General features: G+C 64.7%; 20 protein-coding genes and 1 tRNA gene. 1 reads left to right on the top strand and 20 read right to left on the bottom strand.

Annotated elements, in window-relative coordinates; translation table 11 throughout:
• The 15 genes from HRUBRA_RS06925 to HRUBRA_RS06860 all read right to left on the bottom strand — a co-directional run.
• A partial coding sequence (locus HRUBRA_RS06925; protein ID WP_035515759.1) for a hypothetical protein occupies nucleotides 1-428 on the bottom strand: 428 nt, incomplete at its 3' end.
• A gap of 4 nt (nucleotides 429-432) precedes the next feature.
• A complete protein-coding gene (locus HRUBRA_RS06920) occupies nucleotides 433-1,116 on the bottom strand; it encodes an ABC transporter ATP-binding protein (RefSeq protein WP_035515758.1) in 684 nt (227 codons plus the stop codon).
• Nucleotides 1,117-1,248: 132 nt separating this feature from the next.
• Nucleotides 1,249-3,243, bottom strand: coding sequence for a sodium-translocating pyrophosphatase (locus tag HRUBRA_RS06915; RefSeq protein WP_035515756.1), 1,995 nt, complete (start codon nucleotides 3,241-3,243; stop codon nucleotides 1,249-1,251).
• 200 nt (nucleotides 3,244-3,443) lie between these two features.
• Nucleotides 3,444-5,687, bottom strand: a complete 2,244-nt coding sequence (gene katG, locus HRUBRA_RS06910; protein ID WP_035515753.1) for a catalase/peroxidase HPI — start codon at nucleotides 5,685-5,687, stop codon at nucleotides 3,444-3,446.
• A 371-nt stretch (nucleotides 5,688-6,058) separates the two neighbouring features.
• The gene (locus tag HRUBRA_RS06905) at nucleotides 6,059-6,796 is read right to left on the bottom strand and encodes a sterol desaturase family protein (RefSeq protein WP_052094487.1); all 738 of its coding nucleotides are present in this window, start codon (nucleotides 6,794-6,796) and stop codon (nucleotides 6,059-6,061) included.
• 19 nt (nucleotides 6,797-6,815) lie between these two features.
• Nucleotides 6,816-7,817: a hypothetical protein gene (locus HRUBRA_RS06900; RefSeq protein WP_201771555.1), complete on the bottom strand. Its 1,002-nt coding sequence runs from the start codon at nucleotides 7,815-7,817 to the stop codon at nucleotides 6,816-6,818.
• Nucleotides 7,818-7,867: 50 nt separating this feature from the next.
• Entirely contained in the window at nucleotides 7,868-8,497 is a 630-nt protein-coding gene (locus HRUBRA_RS06895; protein ID WP_035515751.1) for a 2OG-Fe(II) oxygenase, read from the bottom strand.
• A gap of 47 nt (nucleotides 8,498-8,544) precedes the next feature.
• Nucleotides 8,545-9,474, bottom strand: coding sequence for a hypothetical protein (locus HRUBRA_RS06890; RefSeq protein WP_052094486.1), 930 nt, complete (start codon nucleotides 9,472-9,474; stop codon nucleotides 8,545-8,547).
• Nucleotides 9,475-9,629: 155 nt separating this feature from the next.
• Complete coding sequence (locus HRUBRA_RS14670) at nucleotides 9,630-10,145, bottom strand: response regulator transcription factor (RefSeq protein WP_052094485.1); 516 nt, start codon at nucleotides 10,143-10,145, stop codon at nucleotides 9,630-9,632.
• 233 nt (nucleotides 10,146-10,378) lie between these two features.
• Entirely contained in the window at nucleotides 10,379-11,935 is a 1,557-nt protein-coding gene (locus HRUBRA_RS06880) for a BCCT family transporter (RefSeq protein ID WP_035515749.1), read from the bottom strand.
• Nucleotides 11,936-11,958: 23 nt separating this feature from the next.
• A complete protein-coding gene (locus HRUBRA_RS15280; protein ID WP_154664296.1) occupies nucleotides 11,959-12,135 on the bottom strand; it encodes a hypothetical protein in 177 nt (58 codons plus the stop codon).
• Nucleotides 12,136-12,215: 80 nt separating this feature from the next.
• Nucleotides 12,216-12,680, bottom strand: a complete 465-nt coding sequence (locus HRUBRA_RS06875; protein WP_084592511.1) for a Rid family hydrolase — start codon at nucleotides 12,678-12,680, stop codon at nucleotides 12,216-12,218.
• A 144-nt stretch (nucleotides 12,681-12,824) separates the two neighbouring features.
• The gene (locus tag HRUBRA_RS06870; protein ID WP_035515746.1) at nucleotides 12,825-13,652 is read right to left on the bottom strand and encodes a CmcJ/NvfI family oxidoreductase; all 828 of its coding nucleotides are present in this window, start codon (nucleotides 13,650-13,652) and stop codon (nucleotides 12,825-12,827) included.
• 131 nt (nucleotides 13,653-13,783) lie between these two features.
• On the bottom strand, nucleotides 13,784-14,728 hold the full coding sequence (locus HRUBRA_RS06865; protein WP_161787604.1) for a glycosyltransferase family 4 protein: 945 nt from the start codon (nucleotides 14,726-14,728) through the stop codon (nucleotides 13,784-13,786).
• 333 nt (nucleotides 14,729-15,061) lie between these two features.
• Entirely contained in the window at nucleotides 15,062-15,946 is an 885-nt protein-coding gene (locus HRUBRA_RS06860; RefSeq protein WP_035515742.1) for a glycosyltransferase family 2 protein, read from the bottom strand.
• A gap of 379 nt (nucleotides 15,947-16,325) precedes the next feature.
• Between HRUBRA_RS06860 and HRUBRA_RS06855 the strand changes: the two genes are divergently transcribed.
• On the top strand, nucleotides 16,326-16,850 hold the full coding sequence (locus HRUBRA_RS06855; RefSeq protein ID WP_052094484.1) for a GAF domain-containing protein: 525 nt from the start codon (nucleotides 16,326-16,328) through the stop codon (nucleotides 16,848-16,850).
• 484 nt (nucleotides 16,851-17,334) lie between these two features.
• On the opposite strand, the gene HRUBRA_RS06850 is transcribed toward HRUBRA_RS06855, so the two are convergent.
• The 5 genes from HRUBRA_RS06850 to rpsU form a co-directional block, all read right to left on the bottom strand.
• A tRNA-Ile gene (locus tag HRUBRA_RS06850) sits at nucleotides 17,335-17,411 on the bottom strand.
• A gap of 61 nt (nucleotides 17,412-17,472) precedes the next feature.
• Nucleotides 17,473-19,272, bottom strand: a complete 1,800-nt coding sequence (rpoD, locus tag HRUBRA_RS06845) for an RNA polymerase sigma factor RpoD (RefSeq protein WP_035515741.1) — start codon at nucleotides 19,270-19,272, stop codon at nucleotides 17,473-17,475.
• Nucleotides 19,273-19,447: 175 nt separating this feature from the next.
• Nucleotides 19,448-21,304: a DNA primase gene (gene dnaG, locus HRUBRA_RS06840; RefSeq protein ID WP_035515740.1), complete on the bottom strand. Its 1,857-nt coding sequence runs from the start codon at nucleotides 21,302-21,304 to the stop codon at nucleotides 19,448-19,450.
• Nucleotides 21,305-21,359: 55 nt separating this feature from the next.
• Nucleotides 21,360-21,815: a GatB/YqeY domain-containing protein gene (locus HRUBRA_RS06835; RefSeq protein WP_035515739.1), complete on the bottom strand. Its 456-nt coding sequence runs from the start codon at nucleotides 21,813-21,815 to the stop codon at nucleotides 21,360-21,362.
• Nucleotides 21,816-21,840: 25 nt separating this feature from the next.
• On the bottom strand, nucleotides 21,841-22,056 hold the full coding sequence (gene rpsU / locus HRUBRA_RS06830) for a 30S ribosomal protein S21 (RefSeq protein ID WP_035515737.1): 216 nt from the start codon (nucleotides 22,054-22,056) through the stop codon (nucleotides 21,841-21,843).
• Nucleotides 22,057-22,174: the final 118 nt, after the last annotated feature.

Raw genomic sequence — 22,174 nt, 5'->3', positions numbered from 1 at the left:
AGCGCCGCCGGAACCAGGACGGCACCGGGCTCCGTGAGCAGCCGTGGCAGGTCAGCCGTCAGCGCCGCCGGCGCGCCGGCGCCCGGCGGCAGCGCCAGTGGGTCCAGGCCCAGCAGGTCAACCCGCTGTTCTCCGATCATGAGCCGGGCGCGGAGCAGTGGCAGCGCCGGGGGGGCGTCGGCGCTGAGGCGCAATTGCCGATAGACGGCCTCGTCGAGGGCGCCCTCGCGGGCCCGCAGCTCGTGGGTCATGGGCCCGGCCAGGGTAGCGAGAGAGCGGTCGAAGGACAGCGCTGCGGCGCGCGTTGCCAGGGCGACAGCGACGATAACTGCGGCGCCGAGGGCAATACCCAGCAGGGCCAGGGCCAGCTGCAGGGGGTGCTGCCGGTAGAAGCGCAGGCTCGCCGCCAGCGGCAGCCGACTGCTCATGCCGTTACTCACCCGGTCCCCCTTCGGCAACCAGGCGGCCGTGCTCCAGGCGCAGCACCCGGTCGGCGCGCGCCGCCACGGCCTCGCTGTGGGTTACCAGCAGCAGGGCGCCCCGGCCTTGCCGCGCCCGTTCGAGAAGTAGTGCGAGCACCCGCTCGCCGGTTTCGGGATCGAGGCTGCCCGTGGGCTCGTCGGCGAGCACCAGGTCCGGTTCATGAATCAGGGCCCGGGCGATGGCCACGCGCTGCTGTTCGCCGCCGGAGAGCCGGTCCGGGAAGCTGTCGCCGCGACGGGCAAGCCCCACGGCCTCAAGCCAGTGTGCGACCCGCTCCCCGGCTTCCGTCGGGGGCACGCCGAGCAGGTCCAGGGGCAGGCGGATGTTCTCCGCCACCGTCAGCGTGGGCACCAGGAGAAAGCGCTGATAGACAAAGCCGATGTGTCGGCGACGGAACAGAGTGCGCTCGGGCTCGGCGAGTGCCGAGATCTCCCGCCCCCCGATCAGGAGGGAGCCGCTCTGTGGACTGTCGATGGTGCCAAGGAGGTTCAGCAGTGTCGATTTGCCGGAGCCGGAGGCGCCGAGCAGGGCCACGCATTCACCGGCTGCGAGGGAGAGATCAATGCCGGTAAGGAGCTTGTGATCGGTGCCGCCTTCGCGGAACTGGTAGGTGATACCGGTGGCTGTCAGCAAGGCGGACTCCGCGGTGGCACAGGGTGAAAGGCAAGGGATAAAGGATAGCGGAAGCGCCGCCGCGATGAACACGGCCGTGCCGCCCTCCCCGGCGGCCCGGCCGGTACGCCGCTGCTACAGCTGCTACAGCTGCTACAAGAGCGGCGCGATCACCAGGCTGACGATGGCCATGACGTTGATGAGGATGTTCATGGACGGGCCGGAGGTGTCCTTGAAGGGGTCGCCGACCGTATCGCCGACAACCGCTGCCGAATGGGTATCCGAACCCTTGCCGCCGAGGTTGCCCTTCTCGATGTACTTCTTGGCGTTGTCCCAGGCGCCCCCGGCGTTGGCCATCATCAGGGCGAGGAGCACGCAGCCGAGGAGGGCGCCGCCGAGCATGCCGCCGAGGGACTGGGCGCCGAGACCGAAGCCGATAACCACTGGCGCGGCGACCGCAATGGCACCGGGAAGGATCATGCGACGAAGGGCCGCGGTGGTGGCAATGTCCACGCAGCGCGCCGTATCCGGCTCCGCGGTGCCCTCGAGGAGCCCAGGAATCTCGTGAAACTGCCGGCGGATCTCCTTGATCATGTCGAAGGCGGCGTCGCCCACGGCGGTCATGGTGATGGCGGCGATGAGAAAGGGGATGGTGCCACCGATAAACAGGCCCACGAGCACCGTCGGGTCCGACAGCTCCAGGGCGAAGCCCGGGTTGTTCACGGTCACCGTCTCGACAAAGGCGGCGATGATGGCCATGGCCGCTAGCGCCGCGGCACCGATGGCGAAGCCCTTGCCGATGGCCGCCGTGGTGTTGCCGACCTCGTCGAGGCCGTCGGTGATCTTGCGCGTCTCCGGCCCCATGCCCGCCATCTCGGCGATACCGCCGGCGTTGTCCGCCACCGGGCCGTAGGCGTCGATCGCCATGGTGATGCCGACGGTGGCGAGCATGCCAACGGCAGAAATCCCCACGCCGTAGAGGCCGGAGAGCGCCGTCGAGACGTAGATGATGCCCGCCAGAAAGAGAACGGGCAGCACCACGGACTGCATGCCGACAGCAAGGCCGGTGATCATCACCGTTGCCGGGCCCGTGCCCCCGGCTTCGGCAATTTTGCGGACGGGGCTGCCGCCGGTGTAGTACTCGGTGATCAGGCCGATGAACACGCCGCCCACGGCGCCGGCGACGACGGACCACCAGACGTTGCTGCCGAGGCCCATGGCGCCGATCAGGAACCAGGCGGCCACGGCGAACAGCACCGGTGCCAGGATCGTCCCCGTGCGCAGCGCCGCTTCCGGTGCGGCGCTGGCGCGCGCCCGTACCAGCACAATGCCGGCGAGGGAGGCGAGGAGACCGATGCTGGCAAGCGCCAGGGGCAGGAACATGAGCGCGCTCCGGGTATCGGCATCGACTGCCATGGTGGAGGCGATAGCGATGCAGGCGATCATCGAGCCGCAGTAGGATTCGAAGATGTCCGAGCCCATGCCGGCGATGTCGCCGACGTTGTCACCGACGTTGTCGGCAATCACCCCCGGGTTGCGCGGATCGTCTTCCGGGATGCCGGCCTCCACCTTGCCCACAAGGTCTGCGCCGACGTCGGCGCTCTTGGTAAAGATGCCGCCCCCGACACGGGAGAACAGCGCCACCACCGAGGCGCCCATGCCGAAGCCGTGGATCGCGTGGGCCGTGTGCGGGTCGCCGCCGAGATAGTAGTACAGGCTGCCGAGGCCGATGAGCCCCAGGGAGGCGACACAGAGACCCATGATGGAGCCGCCATAGAACGCGATGGCCAGCGCCTGGCCCTGGCCGTGGTTCTGCGCCGCTACCGCCGTGCGTACGTTGGCTTTTGTGGCCGCCCACATGCCGAGAAAACCCGCGGTAGCCGAGGACAGGGCGCCGACGGTGAAGGCGATGGCCGTGTTCACCGACAGCGGCGAGGCCAGAATAGCCACCAGCAATGCACCGGCAAACAGCGCGAGCAGCTGGTACTCCCTGCGCATGAAGACCATGGCGCCGAGGTGGATCTGGTCACCGATGTGCTTGACGATGCCGTCGCCGTGGTTGTGCCGCAGCAGCAGGTGATAGATGAAGAAGGCGACCAGCAGGCCGCCGATACCGAGGAGCGGCGGGTACAGGAAGTAGTCACTCATGCTATGACCCCCTTGCGGTTGGCATAGTTGTCATTATCGTCCCTTCACGATAGCACCCCCGGGCAGAGCTGTGAAAGCAGCCGCTCGCGGGCTGCCGACCTTCGCCGGCCCGCAAGCCAGCGAAGAAGCAAAAAAAAGCCCGGCCACCTCACGGTGCCCGGGCTTGCGTGCTGCGCGGCAGCAAGCTGCCGCGCTTTTTCTCAGCTGCGCTTCAGATCAAAGCGGTCGGCCTGCATGACCTTGACCCAGGCGTCGATGAAGTCCTGCAGGAACTTCTCGTCGCCATCGGCCGCGGCATAGACTTCGGCGATGGCTCGCAGCTCTGCGTTTGAGCCGAACACCAGATCCACCGGCGTTGCGGTCCACTTCAGTTCGCCGCTCTTACGGTCGTGGCCTTCATAGAGACCTTCCTGGTCGCTCGCCTTCGTCCATTTCGTCTCCATGCTGAGCAGATTGACGAAGAAGTCATTGCTCAGCGTGCCGGGACGGTCGGTGAAAATGCCATGCTCGACGCCGCTGCTATTAGCTCCCAGGGCGCGCATGCCACCGAGCAGAGCGGTCATCTCCGGGACACGCAGGCCCAGAAGATCCGCACGCTCTACCAGCATCTCCGTGGGCGGCAGCATGTTGCCTTCCGCGTAGTAGTTGCGGAAGCCATCGGCGTAAGGCTCAAGCGGTTCGAAGGACTCGACGTCCGTCATCTCGGCCATGGCATCGACGCGACCGGGTGCGAACGGCACCTCGACGTCATGGCCGGCCTCGCCCGCCGCGCGCTCGATCGCTGCCGCGCCACCGAGGACGATCAGGTCCGCCAGAGACACTTCCTTTTTGTTGAAAAGTCCACCGTTGAAATCCTGCTGGATCTCCTCGAGGGTCGCCAGCACCGTCGCCAGCTCTTCCGGATTGTTCACCGGCCAGTCCTTCTGCGGCGCAAGGCGGACGCGCGCGCCGTTGGCACCACCGCGCATGTCCGTATTGCGGTAGCTGGCGGCGGAGGCCCAGGCTGCGCGCACGAGTTCGGCGTTGGACAGGTCCGTGGCCAGAATCGCTTTCTTCAGCTTGGCAACGTCGCCCGCGTCGATCGTCTTGTAGTCTGCCTCCGGGAGCGGGTCTTGCCACAGGAGATCGGCGTCCGGCACCTCGGCACCGACGTAGCGGGCCTTGGGGCCCATGTCGCGGTGTGTCAGCTTGAACCACGCCTTGGCGAAGGCGAGCTCGAACTCTTCCGGGTTATCCAGGAAGCGCCGGGAGATTTCCCGGTAGACCGGGTCTTCTTTTAACGACAGGTCTGTGGTCAACATAATCGGCGTGGACTTTTCCGCGCCCTCGGCGACCGGTGCGACCGTGTCCTTCGTGGCCCCGTCTTTGGCGATCCACTGCACCGCACCCCCGGGGCTTTCGACCTTTTCGTACTCGTAGGCGAACAGATTGTTGAGGTACATCATCGTCCACTGGGTCGGAGCGGCGGTCCAGGCGCCCTCCAACCCGCTGGTAATGGTGTCTTCTGCGTTGCCCTTGCCACAGCTGTTTTTCCAGCCCAGGCCCTGTTGCTCAATCGGGGCTGCTGCCGGGTCCGGGCCGAGGCACTCGGACGCCTTGGCGGCACCGTGGACCTTGCCGAAGGTGTGGCCACCGGCGATCAGAGCCACTGTTTCTTCGTCGTTCATCGCCATGCGGCCGAAGCTCTGACGGATCTGCTTGGCGGCTGCGACCGGGTCGGAATTGCCTCCAGGGCCTTCCGGGTTTACATAGATGAGGCCCATGACCGTTGCGCCGAGACCGGGCTTCAGGTTCATCTCCTTATCGTGGCGGTCGCTGGCGAGCAGCTCTTCTTCCGGGCCCCAGTAGACGATGTCCGGCTCCCAGTCATCCGCTCTGCCGCCGGCGAAACCGAAGGTCTTGAAGCCCATATCCTCCATGGCGACGGTGCCGGCGAGCACCAGCAGGTCGGCCCAGGATACATTGCGGCCGTACTTCTGCTTCACCGGCCAGAGCAGGCGACGCGCCTTGTCGAGATTAGCGTTGTCCGGCCAACTGCTCAGCGGCTCAAAGCGCTGCTGACCGCCGCCGGCGCCGCCGCGGCCGTCAGCCGTGCGATAGGTGCCCGCCGCGTGCCAGGACATGCGGATAAAAAAGGGTCCGTAGTGGCCCCAGTCGGCCGGCCACCAGTCCTGAGATTCGGTCATGACCTTCTTGAGGTCCGCTTTCAGTTCGGCGAAATCGACCTGAGCGAAGGCCTCGGCGTAATCGAAATCATCGCCATAGGGATTGGACTCGATGGCGTGGTCACGGAGCGGCTGGAGGTTCAGCTGGTCGGGCCACCAGAAGCTGTTCGGCTTCGCCTTGCCGGCCATCATGCCCTTCTCGGCATCGTGCATGTCCGCGCTCGCTGATGCGGCCATGATGGCCGCGAGGATCGCGGCGGGGAGAGTTTTTCGTACCATGGGATGTAGCCTCCTGGTTATGGATGTCCTGCGGTTTCAACGCGTGAGAGATAAACAGACGCAAGCGCTGCCTGCGCGCTCTCGTAACCCGGCCCCTGCCGTGCCTGCGCGGCTTGCGCCCGCTGGCCCTTGGCCGACTTCACGCTGGCCACGAGATAGTTTGAGGATAGTTCGATCACAACTGCACTTTCCATCGGTTTTTTTCGATGATGTTGAGCAGTAAATCCGATTAAGCCCCTGACGGCGGCAGGGACTCTTTGCTTGCGACAGCGGGCCGGCAGGGCGGACGCGCTGTGCACGTGATGGGGGGCGTGAGGATCAGGGACGACGGAACGCTCCCCTCAGGTTAAGACAATGCCCTAGTATGCGCCTCAGCGCTGGCCGGCGGTAGGCTTTTCGGTCGTTTCACCGGCAGCGCCGGGCGGCCGCTCCCCGGCGGTGCCGAAAACGAGGTCCCAGAGCGGTGAACTCAGGCCGTAGCGGGTGCAGGCGCAGCGGTAATGGTGGGTCTTGTGAAAGCGCCGCAGGAAGCGACCCGCCGCCGTGCGCGGCCGGCCGTGGTGCGTGAAGTAGTGCACCCAGTCGTAGCAGAGGTAGCCGAAGAAGGTGCCGGCCAGCAGCGGTGGCCAGTGCCCGGGGAAGAGCAGGACGACCAGGGCGGCCAGCGCGGAGGCGATGGGCACGGCGAGGATGGGCGGGGCCACCAGCCGGCGCGGGTCCTCCGGGAACTCGTGGTGGTAGCCGTGGAGTCCGAACTGGATCGCCCGCAGCGTGCGGTTCTTCGCCGGCGGCAGGTGGAACAGCCAGCGGTGCAGCCAGTACTCGGCAAAGGTCCAGCCCAGCATGCCGGCCAGGAAGAGTCCGGCCACGGCAGCCGCTGTGCGCTCTTCCACTACCAGCGCGCGGTGCAGGCAGAAGGCCGTCAGCGGCAGCGCCCAGAGGCCCGGGAGCGTCCAGTGCGCGCTGGTGAGCCAGCGCTCGAGGAGGTCGTTCTCGAGCACCCGGATGCCGTCCCTGCGCGCGAGGTTCGCCGGCGCCGGCCGGTCGGCGATGCCCTGCCAGTTAGCCAGCGCCTCGTCGTAGGCGGCGGTAGTGCGGAACAGGCCCATGCTCCCGGCGCCCGGCCGCTCAGGCCGCAGCCGGGAGCGAGGCGATCACCTGCTCGAGCCTCGGCGCCTTGCGCAGCACCAGCGGCGCATCCTTGCGCACGTGGTTGGCGTCCATCTCCCGCCGGATCATGTCCTCGGTCACGGTGCCGTCGTCCACACACTCGCGCAGCAGCGCGAAGAACAGATCCTCCTGGTTCTTGTCCGGATGGGCGCGATAGTGGCCCAGAAAGGCGTAATCGCCGAACAGCTTGCGCCGCAGGTACATGAGCCAGCCCAGGGGCGGGAAGGCGTCGAACTTGTCTGCCGGCACGAAGTCGATGGGCAGGCCGGCCTTCCAGGGCTGGGTCCAGCGCCGGGTGGTGTGCAGCAGGCGCGTTTCCCGGTTGAGCACGTCCAGATCATTCCAGCTGTTCTCGAGCAGGCCGATGGTGGCGCGGTCTTCGTACATCAACGTGATCCACTGCTTGTAGTCGCGCTCGCCGGTGAACAACTCGCTGAACTGTTCCTCGGCCCGCCAGTGGGTCAGTTTCGCGCAGTCCAGGAGCATCACGCTCGAGGCGAGGGGGCCGTTGATGTCCGGGTTTTTCTTGTTGCGCGGCCGGCAGAGGATGGCCTTGCCCCCCATATCGCGGGAGAGCAGATCCCAGACATCACCCACGGCAAAGACGTCCGGGTCGATCACGACGGCGCGGCCGCGGTAGCCCATAAGCTCCGGCGGCATGAAGCGCAGCGGCGTGAACGACTGCAGATCGTTGATGCGCCACTTGCGCCAGACGCCGTTACGCAGGAACGGCTGGTCTTCCCGGGCGCGCAGGAAGGGGTGGTCCCGGGTCTCGATAAAGCGCACGTCGAACTTGTCATTGTGCTTAGAAAAATAGCGCAGGGACTTCGCGCCCACGTGCGCGCCGAGGATCTGCTTGTGGTTCACGTGGATGAAGACGCAGGGCTTCGGCTCGGCCTCTGTGGCTGAGGTGCTCGTCGTCGCGCTTATGGCTGTCTCATTCATCGCCGTTTCTGTCATTGCTGTCTCTCCTGGCACCGGGGTTCTGTGCTCTGTCTGAGCGCCGTGGCTCACTGGCCGATCCCGAGCACGCGCTTGCCGAAGTGGGTGCCGAAGCGGTTCACCTTCTGGCTGACCCGGGCAAGCTTGCTCGAGGACAGAAAGTTGTACTGCAGCATGCGCCGCTCACCGACGAAGGGTTTGTGGCCGTGCCAGGAGTGATCCGTGCGGCGGAAGGCCAGCAGCTGGCCGCCCAGGGGCTTCACCTCGGCCGTGTAGTCCTCGAGGTCGTGCTCCGACCGCAGCATGCGCAGGCGACCGCCCTCGTGCTCCCAGCTTTCATTGAAATAGACCAGCACGGTGATCACCTTGCTCCAGTGGTCCGTGTGGATGTTGCCGTCGCTCTGCTCGCAGTACTTGCGCACGGTGATCGTAGTGGGGCAGTGCGTCAGGTCCACGCCGAACTTGTCGCCCAGGGCCTGGCGGAAGGCGCTGGTCTGAAGCTCACCGAGAAACGTCGAGAACTGCGCGCCGTAGCGCAGGTCGGCGAGATCGTGATTGGTGGCCGTGTCGATGGCCGGGTAGTCCGCGTTCACGCGGGCCAGGGCCTCCGGCGGCAGGAAATCCGGCACCACGATGTAGTCGAAGGGGTCGTTGTGCAGCTCGCAGGCCTCGAGGGCCGACAGGTCGATCAGGGTCACGGTGTATCCTCTCTTGGCGTGCATGGGGCTCGTTGTGGAAGAGCGGCTCAGGCGGCCTGCTGCCGCACCAGCTCCAGCGCATCGTGGCGCACGTGGTTGTGGGCCATCTCGTGGCGGACGTCCTGCTCGCTGATGATCCCCTCGTCCAGGCATTCGCTGACGAGGCGGAAGAAGAACGCTTCCTGGGCCGGGTCCGGGTGGCGCTTGTAGGTGCCGGCCAGCGCATAGTCCCCGAACACTGCCCGGCGCGCGCGGCGCAGCCAGTGCTTGGGCGGGAACAGGCGGAACTTGTCCGCCGGGCGGAAGTCGATGGGCAGGCCCGTCTTCCAGGGCTGGTGCCGGCGCTTGGTCGTGTGCAGCAGCTTCGTTCGCGGCGTCAGGCGGTCAAAATCGTTCCACTCGTCCTCGAACAGGCCGATGCGGCTGCGATCCTCGAGCTTGAGGCTGATCCAGTCCATGTAGTCGTGCTTGAAGGCGAACATCTCGTTGAACTGCTCCTCCACCCGCCAGTGCGTGAGCTGCGCACAGTCCAGCAGCATCACGCTGGAAGCCAGCGCGCCGTGCTTGCCCTTGTTGCCCGACTTCGGCCGGCACATAAGCGCCATGCCGTCCATGTCCCGGGAGAGCAGCTCCCACACGTCGCCCACGGCAAACACGTCCGGGTCGATCACCACCGCACGCCCCTGGTAGCCCATGAGCTCCGGCGGCATGAAGCGCAGCGGCGTGAAAGACTGCAGGTCATCGTTCAGCCAGCTGCGCTTGTCACCGTGGCGCAGATACAGCTCACCCTCCTTGGCGTGCAGGAAGGGCTGGTTGCGCACTTCGATGAACTCCACGGCAAACCGGTCGGCGTGTGCCGAGTGCTTCTCCAGCGAGTACTTTCCGACAATAGCGCCGAGGATCTGCTTGTGATTAACGTGAATAAAAACCTTGGGCTTTGGCGCCGTTGCCTGCGCCGGCGTCTGTTCGCTGCTCATGCTTGCCTCTCTCGGTATCTGCGGCCGGCCGCCGGGGCGCCCCGCCAGGCTGAGGCCACCCTAGCGGCGGGCCGGCCCATTGCCATCGGCCGATTGGCGGAGGTGCCGGCGGTATTTTTCCCCGCCGGCGGGGGGAACTTTCCGGCAGGGTGAGGCTAGGTGAGATAGCCGAGCTGGTAGCCGCGGGCCACCACGGCTGCCTGGGTACTGGCACCGAGCTTGAGGCGGAGCTTTTCCACGTGCGTGCGCACCGTGGACGTGCTGAGCCCAAGGCGTACGGCAGCGCTGCTGGCCGTTTCACCCTCGGCAAGGAGTTCCAGCACCGAAAGCTCGCGCCGGGTCAGCGCCTGCCAGGCCGCCGGCTGGACTGTACCGCTCGCCGTGAGGGAGCAGACCACCCGGTCATCCGTGGGCACACAGGTGAGCAGATGCTGCCGGCCCCCCCGGCGGAAGCTGGCGGCGGCCGTCCGCTCAAGGCCTGCAGCCAGCAGCTGCGGGGCGCAATCGGCATGGCAGGGCAGCCCGCCGCTGCCGTGCAGCGAGGCCATGGCATCACAACAGCGCTGCCCGCTGCAGTCGCCAAGGAGCTGCCGGCTGGCGCGGTTCTGCCGGTCGACAGTGCCGTCGCGAGTCACTATCGTAATGGCCGTTCGCTGCGTCGTGGTTGCCATGAGTCGGGTCCCGGTAAACAGTCTGGAAAACACCTATTCTGCCGCCAACAGCGCCTCGGGTGCTTGATGCAGATCACCGCCGGAGCGTCCTGGCGCAGCGCCGTTGAGGACGAAAACCCGTGAGGCGCTGGCTGGTGGCCGCCTTCCTCGCCGTCAGCTTATGGCTCGGGCTCGGGCTGCTGGTCTTTGCCTATGCGCAGTGGCTCGCTCCCAGGCTCTGACCGCCCCGGTGTTCAGCGCGCCGGGCTCCGGGCCAGGGTGATGCGCACCGCATCCCAGAGCGAGGGCAGGAGCACCAGCGACACGGGCACGGCGGTGACCACGATAAAGCTCTGCAGCTTGCCGATACCGCCGGTGCCGAGAGACACAAGCACCAGCGCCATGGCGCCCATGGCGGCGCCCCAGAAGACACGCATCGCCGTCGACGGGTGGCCGCCCGGCGACAGGGAAACAGCCAGGCTGTAGGTCATGGAGTCGCCGGTGGTGGCGACGAAGATGGTAGTCAGCAGCAGGAACAGCAGCGAGACGATGAAGCCGAGCGGCATGGCCTGGGTGACCGCCAGCAGTGCTGCCGGCAGGTTGAGCCCGGCCATGGGCCCGGAAATGACCCCCGGGTCCGCCAGCTCCAGCCCAAGCCCCGCGCCGCCGAGGATCGTGAACCAGCCCATGGTGATCAGCGGCGCGGCGAGCGACAGCATGATCACAATGGCGCGGATCGACCGGCCCCGGCTGATCCGGGCGATGAAGATCGCCATGAGCGGTCCGTAGCCGATGAACCAGCCCCAGAAGAACACCGTCCACCACCCGAGCCAGCCGGCGGGGCCGAAGACCTCGGCGTCGCCCCGGTACAGAGCCAGGTCGAAAAAGTTGGTGAGGTGTGTTCCCAGCCCGGAGAAAAAGCTGCTGAAGATAAAGCGGGAAGGCCCCGCCACCAGGATGAACACCAGCAGCAGGCCGCCCAGCACCATGTTCACCCGGCTCAGGAACTGGATACCGCGGCCGATGCCGCTGATCGCCGATGCCAGGTAGACCACCATCAGTGCGCCGATTACCAATGCCTGGGTGAGAAAGCGGTCCGGGATGCCGAACAGCGCCTCAAGGCCGTAGCTCACCTGCAGGCCAAGGAACCCGATGGGCCCGACGGTGCCCGCGACTACCGCGATGATGCAGACCGCATCGGCCAGGTCGCCGATCGGCCCGTCGATGGCGTGCCGGCCGAACACCGGGTAGAGCAGGGTCCGCGGCGCCAGCGGCAGCCCCTCGTCGTAGTGATAGTGCATGAGCATGACCGCGGTCAGGCTGCCGAGAATGGCCCAGGCGAGGAAGCCCCAGTGCAGGAAGGACTGTGCCAGGGCATAGGGCACGGCCTCCCGGGTGGTCGCCTCCACGCCCGGAAAGGCCGGCGGTACCTCGACAAAGTGCGCCAGGGGTTCCCCCGCGGCCCAGAACACACCACCGCCGGCGAGCAGCGTGCACATGATCATCGAGCCCCACTGGAACAGGTTGAACTCCGGCACTGCCAGGCCGCCGAGAACGCTGCGGCCGCCGGGCAGGAGGGCTATGAGCAGGCCCACAAAGAAGGTCGCCAGCAACAGCAGCTGCCAGTAGAGGCCAAAAAAGCGGGCCGACCAGGCGAAGCTGGCATCGACCAGCTGATTCAGGGTTCCGGCGCTGAAGACGGCGAGGCCGCAGAACGCGGCGATGAAGCCGGCCGTCAGCGCGAACAGGGGCCAATTTAGAGCACCGCCGCCCGCACCGCCGGGCCGTTCGCCGGGCTCCGGGTTACTCACTGGGTCTGGCTCACTGTTCCAAGTCAAGCGGCGGCGGCCCCGGCGTAGCCCCAGAGCTCCTCACTGCGTTTGGCCAGGGCGTCTACCGGAGCATCGACGGAGGCGATAACCTCCGTTTTGAGCGAATTGTTGCCGGTGGCGCCGGTCAGCGGCGCAAAAAGGCAGGCCGTCATCACGGTGAGGGCGGGAAGGCCGGGCATGGTTATTCCTTGATACGGTATACGGTCAATGGCTGAGCACCCCGGACGCTCCCGGGGCATGGCGAGGGGTTGTCCGGGCGTTAGTCTTCGTCGGTATCCGGCGCTGCCGCCAGGCACTCGATCTCCGTGCGGGCATCGAGGGCGATGCCGCCGGCGGTACCCAGGGCACTGCGCGCCGGCTTCTTGTCGAAGAACTTGATGTACTCGGCGTTCATGGCGGCCCATTCGTCGATGTCGGCCATGAAAACAGTGCACTTGAGCACATCATTCATGGTCGCGCCGGCGCGGGCGAGCGTGGCCTGGATGTTTTCCATGGTCTGCCGGGTTTCCGGGCCGACGCCGCCGTCAACCAGCTTGCCCGTCGCCGGGTCGACACCGAGCTGGCCGCTCAGGAAGATGAAGTCGTCGTAGATGACCGCCTCGGAAAAGGGCAGGTCGGCCAGGGCACCGGGCGGTGCCATGTGCACCAGCTCGTCTGCGCTTGCCGGCAGTGCGGTCAGAACGGTGAGGCTCGCGATAGCGACGGCCTTCGTGAAAACGTCCATGGTTATTCTCCTCGTTTTGCTGGACACGATCGATCGCGTCTTCGGCCCCCGCGGCCGACCTTCAGCATTGAAGGGTAGGCCGCCGCCACGGAGAAGTCACCCGTCTCTGCGACTGCGGTCAGCCAGAGTGATGTAGTACCGCCGTCAGAAGAACACCAGGCAGCGGGTCTCGAGGCTTTCCCGCGGTGGTGCAGCCGCGGGTGCTGCGGGATCTGCAAAGGACGAATGGAGGGTAAAACGTGCCCGTCCATCCTCTGCCGAGTCGTAGGTCTTGAACAGCAGCACCTCGTCGGGCTGCATGCGGGGATAGTAGTACCAGCGCTGCGCTGGGTTGTGGCATGCCACCTGCAGCTTGCCGGTGCGTACCTCGCCCCGCCGCTCCATGGCGACGAGGTCGCCTTCCTCCACGGTGCTTGCATCGCAGAGCACCAGCGGCTGGTCGAGCACCGGTCCCCGGATCGGGCGCCAGGCATTGATGATGGCGAAGCGTCGCTGGCGGAGCACCGCAGCTTCTTCCGGCGTGTCAGCGAAGAAATCGTCGAGACGGCGCGGGCCGGACGCCGCCGTGTAGTCATTGTGCACGATGTTCGCCGGCTCACGGATGCCCCGTTCCCGCTGCCGGGCGAGGGAGGCGCTCCGGCGTGTGTCGTCGAACACCTCGACCCGGCGCGCGCCGGTACGGGTCGTGAGCAGATCGATCAGCTCGCCATGATAGGTGTTGCTCAGAGCTTCATCGTCGTAAAAGTTGTCCACGGCGCTGCGGTGCTGAAGAAGCGTGAACCCTTCCCTGTCGAGGTCTGTGGCAGGCAGCACCTGTCGGGCATCGCGAACCGTGACCGCGTGCGTGCGGAAATTCCCCTGGTGTTCTGTTTGATCGCCACCGCCTTTTGACGGGACGTAAACTAATGGTTGTGACAGGTCGGCCAGGAACTTCAGGCAGGCTTCAGTCGAAGTGCCGCAAACTGATTCCATTGCGCGCTCCTTATTGCATCGTATACGCCTGTATTTAACTGCGCGGCGCAGGCTTGATGCACCGTGCATCTCGACGCGTCTCCGCGAGGTCGCGTTTTTAAGACAAATCGTCGCCCGGCTTCGCCGGGGGGCTATTCGAAGCCATATTCGCGGAAAGTCTGCGGCAGATAGTCTGCAATCTTATCTCCCGGAATCGTTAACGCAGCTTTACCAGACCTGGCCTCTCCGATGTCCACCGCCGGAATGCGTGGAATATCGGGCAGGCGTGGTTTTTTCTGCAGTTTGAGAAGCTCGTTGAAGCAGCCCATCCACGACTCGGCCAGTTGGCGATAGCTCTGACGCATCGCTGTATCCCGGGCCCGTGCGCTGACCGTCGCCCAGAGGTCCTGATCTGTCAGCAGCCTATCTACCGTCGATAGAAATGCGTCCCGGTATGATCGTTCTGACGGGTGGCCCTCGATCAGGAAGCCATCGACACCGTGTTCGATACGCTCGGCCAACGCTGCCTTCTTGCTCGTCACAACCGCCAAGCCGGCGGCTTGTGCTTCAAGTACCGATATGCAGAATGTTTCCTCGAAGATGTTGGGGTAGGTGTAAATGCGTGCCTTACACATGATTTCAGCCAGTTTTTTCTGCTTTAGCGGCCCGTGCACCTCTGCTCCTGACGCCTGTAATTCCTTGTAGAGGGCCCCGTAAGCTTTCTCGTCTTCCTCCCGCGTGTGACCGTACAAGGCCATCCCGCTGCAGACATCGAAGCCCAGCTCCGGATGCTCTCGCCTAAGAGCACTGAAGTATTCGGGCATGTATTCCAGCCCGCGGAATGGTGTGGCGCTGTAAACAAGCCGCGGGGCTCTCTCAGGCAGCGGCATATCCGCAAAGTTATCGGGGAATATTCCGTTCCCCGTTATAAAGATCCGTTCTCTGGGTATGGAATGAGCTTGTATGAACGTGCGTGCCTGCCATTCGCTGACGCAGAAGAACTGGTCGATGTCAGGGTAGATCAACTTCGGATCAAGCACCGTGACGTCCTTGACCTCTCCGCCAACCCTGATGGTCGCTGTCAGCGCAGATTGCATGCTCGGTTGATCGTGGGCGTCCGGTGAAAGAAATACTCGGCAGCGTGCATATATGGGGAGCCAGAGGGGGAGCCAGCTGCGGATTACAAGAAAGATGTCAGGCTGGTTCCGTGTGGACCATGCGGCCAGTTGATGTGACGGGAGGTGCTCTACGCCACTGTAGCGCCCTGGGCGCTCTGTCCTGGAGAATAGTGTCACCTCGACGTCATGCAGTGCTGCCAGGGCCCTGGACATACCAAGCGCGGCGGTTTCTGTTCCGCCAAGCGGCCTTTGCTCCAGGGCGTCGCCGTCGAAAGTGGAGTTGAGGAGCAAGGCTATTTTCATGGTGCGAGTTCAGGTTGCCTGTTGATGTTTGGGCATTAGGCGCTCGATCGCTTGGCGATATGCGCCTTTTGAAAGGTCAAATGCAGCCTCTGGATGGGCGGTGAGCGCGGTTTTGTCGCCAAGGAGGAACAGCCCTGTCAGGACGTGTCCCCACTTGTGCTCGAAGGCTGCCAGATAAGCTGCGTTCCGGTGCCTTGTTTCCTGCAGAGTCTCATTGCCACGCCAGGTTGATTTCCCTTGGAAGTGCAGTACGAACGAATCAAGCACGTGCCCCAGTTGAAAACCGTGTTGAAGCAGCCTGATTGAGTAATCCATGTCTTCGCCGCCTCCGGCTCCGAAGCGCTCATCCAGTTGCCCGACGCGATCGTAGACCGCCTGCGGTATTTTGACGCAGAAATAAGGCGCCCGATAACAGGGCCGAAAGCCGCGGTTCTCTCTGCGGTGTGCGGCGGCAATCGCTTCAAAATATGATTCCTTTCCCAGATAGTCGTCCAGATCCATGAACGGATGTAGCTGAAACGGTCCGGCCCGGTAAGTAAATTGGGCGTTAGAGGCAGGTATTGCTACGGTGTCGCCAGCGTGCTCGACGGCTGTTAGCCATTCCTGACTGAAAATGAGGTCATTGTTCAGGAAGTAGAGATCGGCGCCTTTCTCCGAGGCGCTCTCCATCGCTTGGTTGAGGTTGGCCGCGAAACTTCGTGGCCAGTTATTCCGCCGATACTCAATGCCTTCATAGGGTTGCAGTTTTTGACGATCCAGGCTGCCGTCATTATCGATCAGCATGAAGCTGTCACGCGGTGCCAGCTGTGTATTCTTGAAGAAGCTCTCCAGTGCCGCGTAAGTGTAGGCCGCGGAGCTTTTGATGCTTGCCATTGCGAAGAATTTTTTCTTCATGGTGCGAACTTCCTGGCAGCAGATAAGTGATATGCAGCGGCAGCCGGCTCTTGCGCGTCCTTAGGCCAGCTGATCTCTTGCGGCGTTTCGCAGGAGCCTTTCACGCCCATGATAGCTATAGATGCCGCTCAACTCACAGCTCTTATTGCCGTCGCCTTTTGCCGGATCGCGCAGACCAGCCGTTGTGACAGCTCCGCCAGTCGGCTGCGGTCAGCGATCACCGGCGGACGCTCGCGGCGGGCTACTGATGAGCTCTATACGCCTTAGAAGCCTATGATACCTGCGCGGGGGCGGGTTGAGTCTCCATGGGTCGAGCCGGGTTGTGTTGCAAAATGAAAAACCTTAGTCTGTAGAGCATGGTGGTAACAGGTGCTAGCTCATGACGGAGTATGGCAGTGCGAAGCGGGTCGGTTCCCGTCCCTTGCCGCACGATCGGGAATCCGAGAGGCTTGCGTCTCTGCGGGCGACGGGGCTCCTGGATGCCCAACCGGAAGCACGCTTCGATCGGTTCACGGAGCTTGCGCAGACCGTCTTTGACGTTGCCACGGCTGTCATTTCTCTGGTTGATGCCGATCGGCAATGGTTTCTCTCCAAGTGCGGTCTCGACGCTGACGAGACGTCGAGGGACATCGCCTTCTGTGCTCATTCAATCCATGAAGACCAGTACCTGGTCGTCGAAGATGCCAGCGAGGATCCCAGATTCAAGGACAATCCCCTTGTCACCTCGGACCCTTACATCCGTTTTTATGCCGGTGCTGTTCTCCGCGATCCCACAGGTCTGCCCCTGGGCACGCTGTGTATCTTTGACCCGCAGCCCAGGTCAATGACGCTACGAGACCGGAATGCGCTCGTATCGATGGCGAGAATGGTAGAGCACGAAATCTATCAGTCACTGCAGGACTGATTTCCTGCCCGTGCCCGGCCACGAACACGTCCCCGCCCGACGCAGTGTCGAGCCGCCCAGGGTGCCGCCGAGATCACTCCAGTGCGCGGCACTCACGCTGTCGAGCAAGGCTAGGTACTGACGCAGCCGGGCCCCGGGGTGTCGCCGGAAGCGCTGCATTGCCGGCAGGGACGGTCTCGTCAGGGATACGGGTCCGGCCGCGGCCTGGAGCAGAACCGCAGGTTTTCTGATTACAAGCCGCTGCCTGCCAGCATAGTCAAATTGCCAAGGCGCGGTTGCTCTCCTCGTGCTGAAACGCGTGCGCGTAGTCTTGCAGCTCATCAGAGGTGTATCCCTCCGAGCGTAAAGCCGACTTCCAACTACTTGCTATGAAGTTCGCCATTTCGGGCGCCAGGTCCGACAACGGCTGGCTTCGCTCCGGAAGTCTCGCCTATGTGCTCGGAATAAAGTGTCACCTATGTGCCCGGAAAGGACCGGAAGGACATGGTGGGCCCAGCAGGGCTCGAACCTGCGACCAATCGATTATGAGTCGACTGCTCTAACCAACTGAGCTATGGGCCCGTACAGGCGCGGAGTATAGGCCATGGCGCCCGCCCGGCCCAGCGGCGGGCGCCACCGGGCGTCACTCGTCGAGGAAGCTGCGCAGGTAATCCGAGCGGGTCGGGTGGCGCAGCTTGCGCAGGGCCTTGGCTTCGATCTGGCGGATGCGCTCGCGGGTCACGTCGAACTGTTTGCCGACTTCCTCGAGCGTGTGGTCCGTGTTCATGTCGATGCCGAAGCGCATGCGCAGCACCTTCGCCTCGCGGGCGGTGAGGCCGGAAAGCACGTCCTTCGTCGCCTCCATCAGGCCCTGCCCCGTTGCGGAGTCCACCGGGGAATGGATCGTCGTGTCCTCGATGAAGTCGCCGAGATGGGAATCTTCATCGTCGCCGATGGGCGTCTCCATGGAGATGGGCTCCTTGGCGATCTTGAGCACCTTGCGCACCTTGTCCTCGGGCATCTCCATGCGCTCGCCGAGCTCTTCCGGGGTGGGCTCACGGCCCATTTCCTGGAGCATCTGCCGGGAGATACGGTTCAGCTTGTTGATGGTCTCGATCATGTGCACCGGGATGCGGATGGTCCGGGCCTGATCCGCAATGGAGCGGGTAATGGCCTGCCGGATCCACCAGGTGGCGTAGGTCGAGAACTTGTAGCCGCGGCGGTATTCAAACTTGTCGACGGCCTTCATGAGACCGATGTTGCCTTCCTGGATGAGGTCCAGGAACTGCAGGCCCCGGTTGGTGTACTTCTTGGCGATGGAGATCACCAGGCGCAGGTTGGCCTCGACCATTTCCTTCTTGGCGCGGCGGGCACGGGCCTCGCCCATGCTCATGCGGCGGTTGATCTCCTTGATCTCGGAGACCGTGAGGCCGGTGTCTTCCTCGATCTGCTGGATGCGCCGCTGGGCGCGCTGGATGTCGTCCTTGCGTGCCGTTAGCTTGCTGCCATAGTCCTTTTTGCGGGCGTGGCGGCTGACCCACTTGAGATCCGCTTCGGCGCCCTGGAAGGAGGAGATGAATTCCTTCCGCGGCATGGCGGATTCCCGCACGGCGATGCGCATGATCTCGCGCTCCTGCTCCCGGACCTGTCCGAGGGCGGTGCGCGCCATCTCATTCAGCGGCTCGAAGACCCGCGGCGTCAGCTTGAAGAACTTGAACAGCTCGCCGAGCTTTTCCAGCTCTTCAGCAGTCTCGCCATGCTGGCGGCCCTTGGCTGCGATGGCCTTTTCCGCCTTGTTGTATTGCCGCTTGAGGGCGGTAAAGCGCTTCTTGGCCTCGACGGGGTCCGGCCCGCCGTCGTTGTCGTCGTCGCTGTCGTCCTTGGCGGCCGCCTCGGCGATCTGGGCGGCGGAGGGCACGTGCTCGGCCGGGTCGAGGTAACCTACGAGCACATCGCTGAGCTTGCGCTCCTCGCGGGTGACCGCGGCATATTCGTCGAGTATGGACTTCACCGCGCCCGGGTAGAAGGCGAGGGCAGCCATGAGCTCGCGGATGCCTTCCTCGATGCGTTTGGCAATGACAATCTCGCCCTCGCGGGTGAGCAGCTCGACGGTACCCATCTCGCGCATGTACATGCGCACCGGGTCCGTGGTGCGGCCCGCCTCCGTCTCCACCGCCGCCAGGGCCGCAGCGGCCTCGGCGGCGGCGATGTCATCGGCGGAGCTGTCGCCCTCGGTCATGAGCAGCTCGTCCGCATCCGGCGCCTGTTCGTAGACATGGATCCCCATGTCGTTGATCATCTGGATGATGTCTTCGACCTGGTCCGGATCGGAGATGTCGTCGGGGAGGTGATCATTGACCTCCGCGTAAGTGAGGTAGCCCTGCTCCTTGCCCTTGGCAATCAGGGACTTCAGCCGAGACTGCTGCTTCACGACGCTCGTCATTCAGGAAAACCTTTGCAAATCAGCGATAAAGAGAAGAAATAGAGCCGGCCATTATAGCGGGTGTTGCGGGTATTTGCCCACAAAATGTCCGGGAAAATGTCGTCTAATATATCTGGCCGTTATCCGGGCCGCTTGTGGCGGCCGCTTGTCCTGGGCGAGGCGGTTGATAATCGCGCTAGCGGCGGTCGTTGCGAGACTGCCTGTCCAGTTGCTGCAGCTGATGTAGCAGCTCCCTCAATTCTTGTTTTTGCTCTGCGCCCATCTGAGCGTAGTCGGTGCTTCTTAATTTGTCGACCCGGGCCACGATGCGCTCTCGCTCCGGCTGGGCGAGCAGGCGGTGGATGGTGGCGCGGAACTGGGCCTCGATGCCATCGGCGGGAATCAACCGCTCCTGGCCCGCCAGGTGGCCCAGGAGCTCCCCTTCCGGGGTGCCATGCCAGTGCCCGAGAAGCATGGCGGTACTGGATTCAGGGTGGCGCTGGAGCAGCGTCACCATGGCATGGAGCAGGGCCGCTTCCTCGCCCTGGAGGCCCGCCAGCGCCGTGGGGTCTGCATGGCGCGCGGCCGCAGGCTGGTGCAGGAGCAGGGCGATGGCACTTTGCAGCAGGTTGGCGTGGCCGCTGCGCCGCACTGTGAGCGGTGAGCGCCGTCGCGGCGCCGGGGTCGGCCGGGCGGCCTCCGCGGCGTCCTTCCCTGGCCCCGCTGGCGCCGTTTCCCGGGGCGGCGGCGGTGCCTCCAGGGCCATGAGGCTGGCAAGCTCGAGCCCCGTGCGCTCGGCGAGTTCGCGGAACATGAGCTCCCGGTAGACCCCCTGGGGGAGCGTGCGCAGGTGCGGCAGGACCGCCCGCGCATAGCGCGCTCGTCCCTCGAGGGTGTCGCGATCGATGCCTTCGGCGCAGGCCTCGAAAAGGAACGTCTCCAGGGGAGCGGCGCTGTCGGTGAGCCCGCGGAGGTGCTCCGACCCCCGGGCGCGCACCAGCGTGTCCGGATCCTCGCCCTCCGACAGGAACAGGAAACGCGCCTGGCGGCCGTCAGTCATGGCCGGTAGCGTGGCCTCCAGCGCACGAAAGGCGGCCTTGCGCCCCGCCTCGTCGCCGTCGAAGCAGAACACGACCTCCGGGCAGAGGCGGAAGATGCGCTCGAGGTGAGTCTGGCTGGTGGCCGTGCCCAGGGTGGCCACAGCGTTGCGGATGCCGTGCTGTGCCAGGGCGATTACATCCATGTAGCCCTCCACGACGAGCAGCCGTTCCAGTTTGCGGTTGTGCTGGCGGGCTTCGTAAAGGCCGTAGAGCTCCCGGCCCTTGTGGAATACCGGTGTTTCCGGTGAGTTCAGGTATTTCGGTTTGTCGTCCCCCAGCACCCGGCCGCCGAAGGCCACCACCCGGCCACGCTGGTCGCGGATCGGGAACACCACCCGATCGCGGAAGCGGTCGTAAATCCGTCCGCTATCGTTGCGCACGAGCATGCCGGTAACCAGCAGCCGGTCCCGCCGGGCCTCGTCTGTGCCCAGGGCCTCGAGCAGGTTATCCCAGCCCGGCGGTGCGAAGCCGAGGCCGAAGTCCCGGGCGATTTCCCCGGTCAGGCCGCGGCCGCGCAGATAGCCCACGGCGCGTTCGGCGGCCGGGTCAGTCCGCAGGGCTCTCTGATAAAAGGTGGCGGCCTCCTCAAGGAGACTGAACAGGGGCTTGTGCCGGTCTTCGCTGCCCCCGCCGCTGCTGCCGCGGGTCCCGGCCTCCCGGGGCACCTCGAGGCCGACGGTGCCGGCGAGGTTCTCCACGGCCTGCGGGAAGTCGACGTTGTCGTAGTCCATGAGAAAGCCGAGGGCATTGCCGCCGGCGCCGCAGCCGAAGCAGTAGTAGAACTGCTTCTCCGGGTTCACGGTGAAGGAGGGGGTCTTTTCGTCGTGAAAGGGACAGCGGGCGCTGTAGTTCTTGCCGGTCTTGCGCAGCTTTACGCGCCGGTCGACAACATCGACGATATCGACCCGCTCAAGGAGGTCGTCGAGGAAGTTCTGCGGGATGCGGCCGGCCATGGTCAGCGCTCCTGGGAATCGGCGCAGGGCCGGGCCGGGTAAGATTGCACTGCCGCTAGCCGGAGAGGCGAGCCTTGACCAGCTTGCTCACGGCGCCCATGTCGGCACGGCCGGCGAGCTTCGGCTTGAGTTCACCCATGACGGCGCCCATGGCCTGCATGCCGGCGGCGCCCTGGGCCGCGATGGCCGCGTCCACCAGCTGTTCGAGCTCCGCGTCCGTCAGGGGCGTGGGCAGGAACTCGGCGATGACATCAATCTCCGCTGCTTCCTGCGCAGCCAGTTCGGCACGTCCGGCCTCTTCGTACTGGGCCTGGGAATCGCGGCGCTGCTTGACCATTTTGTCGAGGATGGATAGCGCCCGGGCGTCATCGATGTCGATGCGCTCATCGACTTCTATGCGCTTGAATTCCGCCTGAATCAGGCGGATGGCGGCGAGGCGCTCCTTCTCGCGGGCCTTCATTGCCGCCTTCATGGCGGCCCTGACCTGCTCGGGAATGCTGCCGTCGCTCACCGTGTCGGTCCTGTCGGACGCCGCCTCAATAGAGGCGGGTGCGCTTGCGGTTTTCGCGGGAGAGCTTCTTCAGGTGGCGCTTGACGGCAGCCGCCTGGGCGCGCTTGCGCACCGTGGTGGGCTTTTCGTAGTGCTCGCGGCGACGCACTTCGGACAGTACACCGGCCTTTTCACAGGAGCGCTTGAAGCGGCGCAGGGCCACGTCAAAGGGCTCGTTTTCTTTAACCTTGATGTGCGGCATATAACCTCACCTGTTTGTTCATCGTTCGTGCAGACCCCGGGTGGCCCTGCACCTGCAGTACAGTAAAGGGCGCGCATTTTATACAGAAGGTGTGTGTAATGCAAAGCCTGCGACGGTG

Origin of the sequence: Pseudohaliea rubra DSM 19751 (assembly GCF_000764025.1) — a bacterium.
GTDB classification, from domain to species: domain Bacteria; phylum Pseudomonadota; class Gammaproteobacteria; order Pseudomonadales; family Halieaceae; genus Pseudohaliea; species Pseudohaliea rubra.
This window is presented reverse-complemented; position numbering and strand designations above follow the sequence as displayed.

Bases quoted from the DNA above. Each gene is read 5' to 3' on its own strand.
- HRUBRA_RS06865 (WP_161787604.1), bottom strand. From the start codon at position 14,728: ATGCAATCTGCGCTGACAGCGACCATCAGGGTTGGCGGAGAGGTCAAG.
- HRUBRA_RS06860 (WP_035515742.1), bottom strand. From the start codon at position 15,946: ATGAAGAAAAAATTCTTCGCAATGGCAAGCATCAAAAGCTCCGCGGCC.
- rpsU (WP_035515737.1), bottom strand. From the start codon at position 22,056: ATGCCGCACATCAAGGTTAAAGAAAACGAGCCCTTTGACGTGGCCCTG.
- HRUBRA_RS06855 (WP_052094484.1), top strand. From the start codon at position 16,326: ATGACGGAGTATGGCAGTGCGAAGCGGGTCGGTTCCCGTCCCTTGCCG.
- HRUBRA_RS15280 (WP_154664296.1), bottom strand. From the start codon at position 12,135: ATGCCCGGCCTTCCCGCCCTCACCGTGATGACGGCCTGCCTTTTTGCG.
- dnaG (WP_035515740.1), bottom strand. From the start codon at position 21,304: ATGGCCGGCCGCATCCCGCAGAACTTCCTCGACGACCTCCTTGAGCGG.
- HRUBRA_RS06900 (WP_201771555.1), bottom strand. From the start codon at position 7,817: ATGACAGAAACGGCGATGAATGAGACAGCCATAAGCGCGACGACGAGC.
- HRUBRA_RS06915 (WP_035515756.1), bottom strand. From the start codon at position 3,243: ATGAGTGACTACTTCCTGTACCCGCCGCTCCTCGGTATCGGCGGCCTG.
- katG (WP_035515753.1), bottom strand. From the start codon at position 5,687: ATGGTACGAAAAACTCTCCCCGCCGCGATCCTCGCGGCCATCATGGCC.
- HRUBRA_RS06890 (WP_052094486.1), bottom strand. From the start codon at position 9,474: ATGAGCAGCGAACAGACGCCGGCGCAGGCAACGGCGCCAAAGCCCAAG.
- HRUBRA_RS06875 (WP_084592511.1), bottom strand. From the start codon at position 12,680: ATGGACGTTTTCACGAAGGCCGTCGCTATCGCGAGCCTCACCGTTCTG.
- HRUBRA_RS14670 (WP_052094485.1), bottom strand. From the start codon at position 10,145: ATGGCAACCACGACGCAGCGAACGGCCATTACGATAGTGACTCGCGAC.
- HRUBRA_RS06870 (WP_035515746.1), bottom strand. From the start codon at position 13,652: ATGGAATCAGTTTGCGGCACTTCGACTGAAGCCTGCCTGAAGTTCCTG.
- rpoD (WP_035515741.1), bottom strand. From the start codon at position 19,272: ATGACGAGCGTCGTGAAGCAGCAGTCTCGGCTGAAGTCCCTGATTGCC.
- HRUBRA_RS06905 (WP_052094487.1), bottom strand. From the start codon at position 6,796: ATGGGCCTGTTCCGCACTACCGCCGCCTACGACGAGGCGCTGGCTAAC.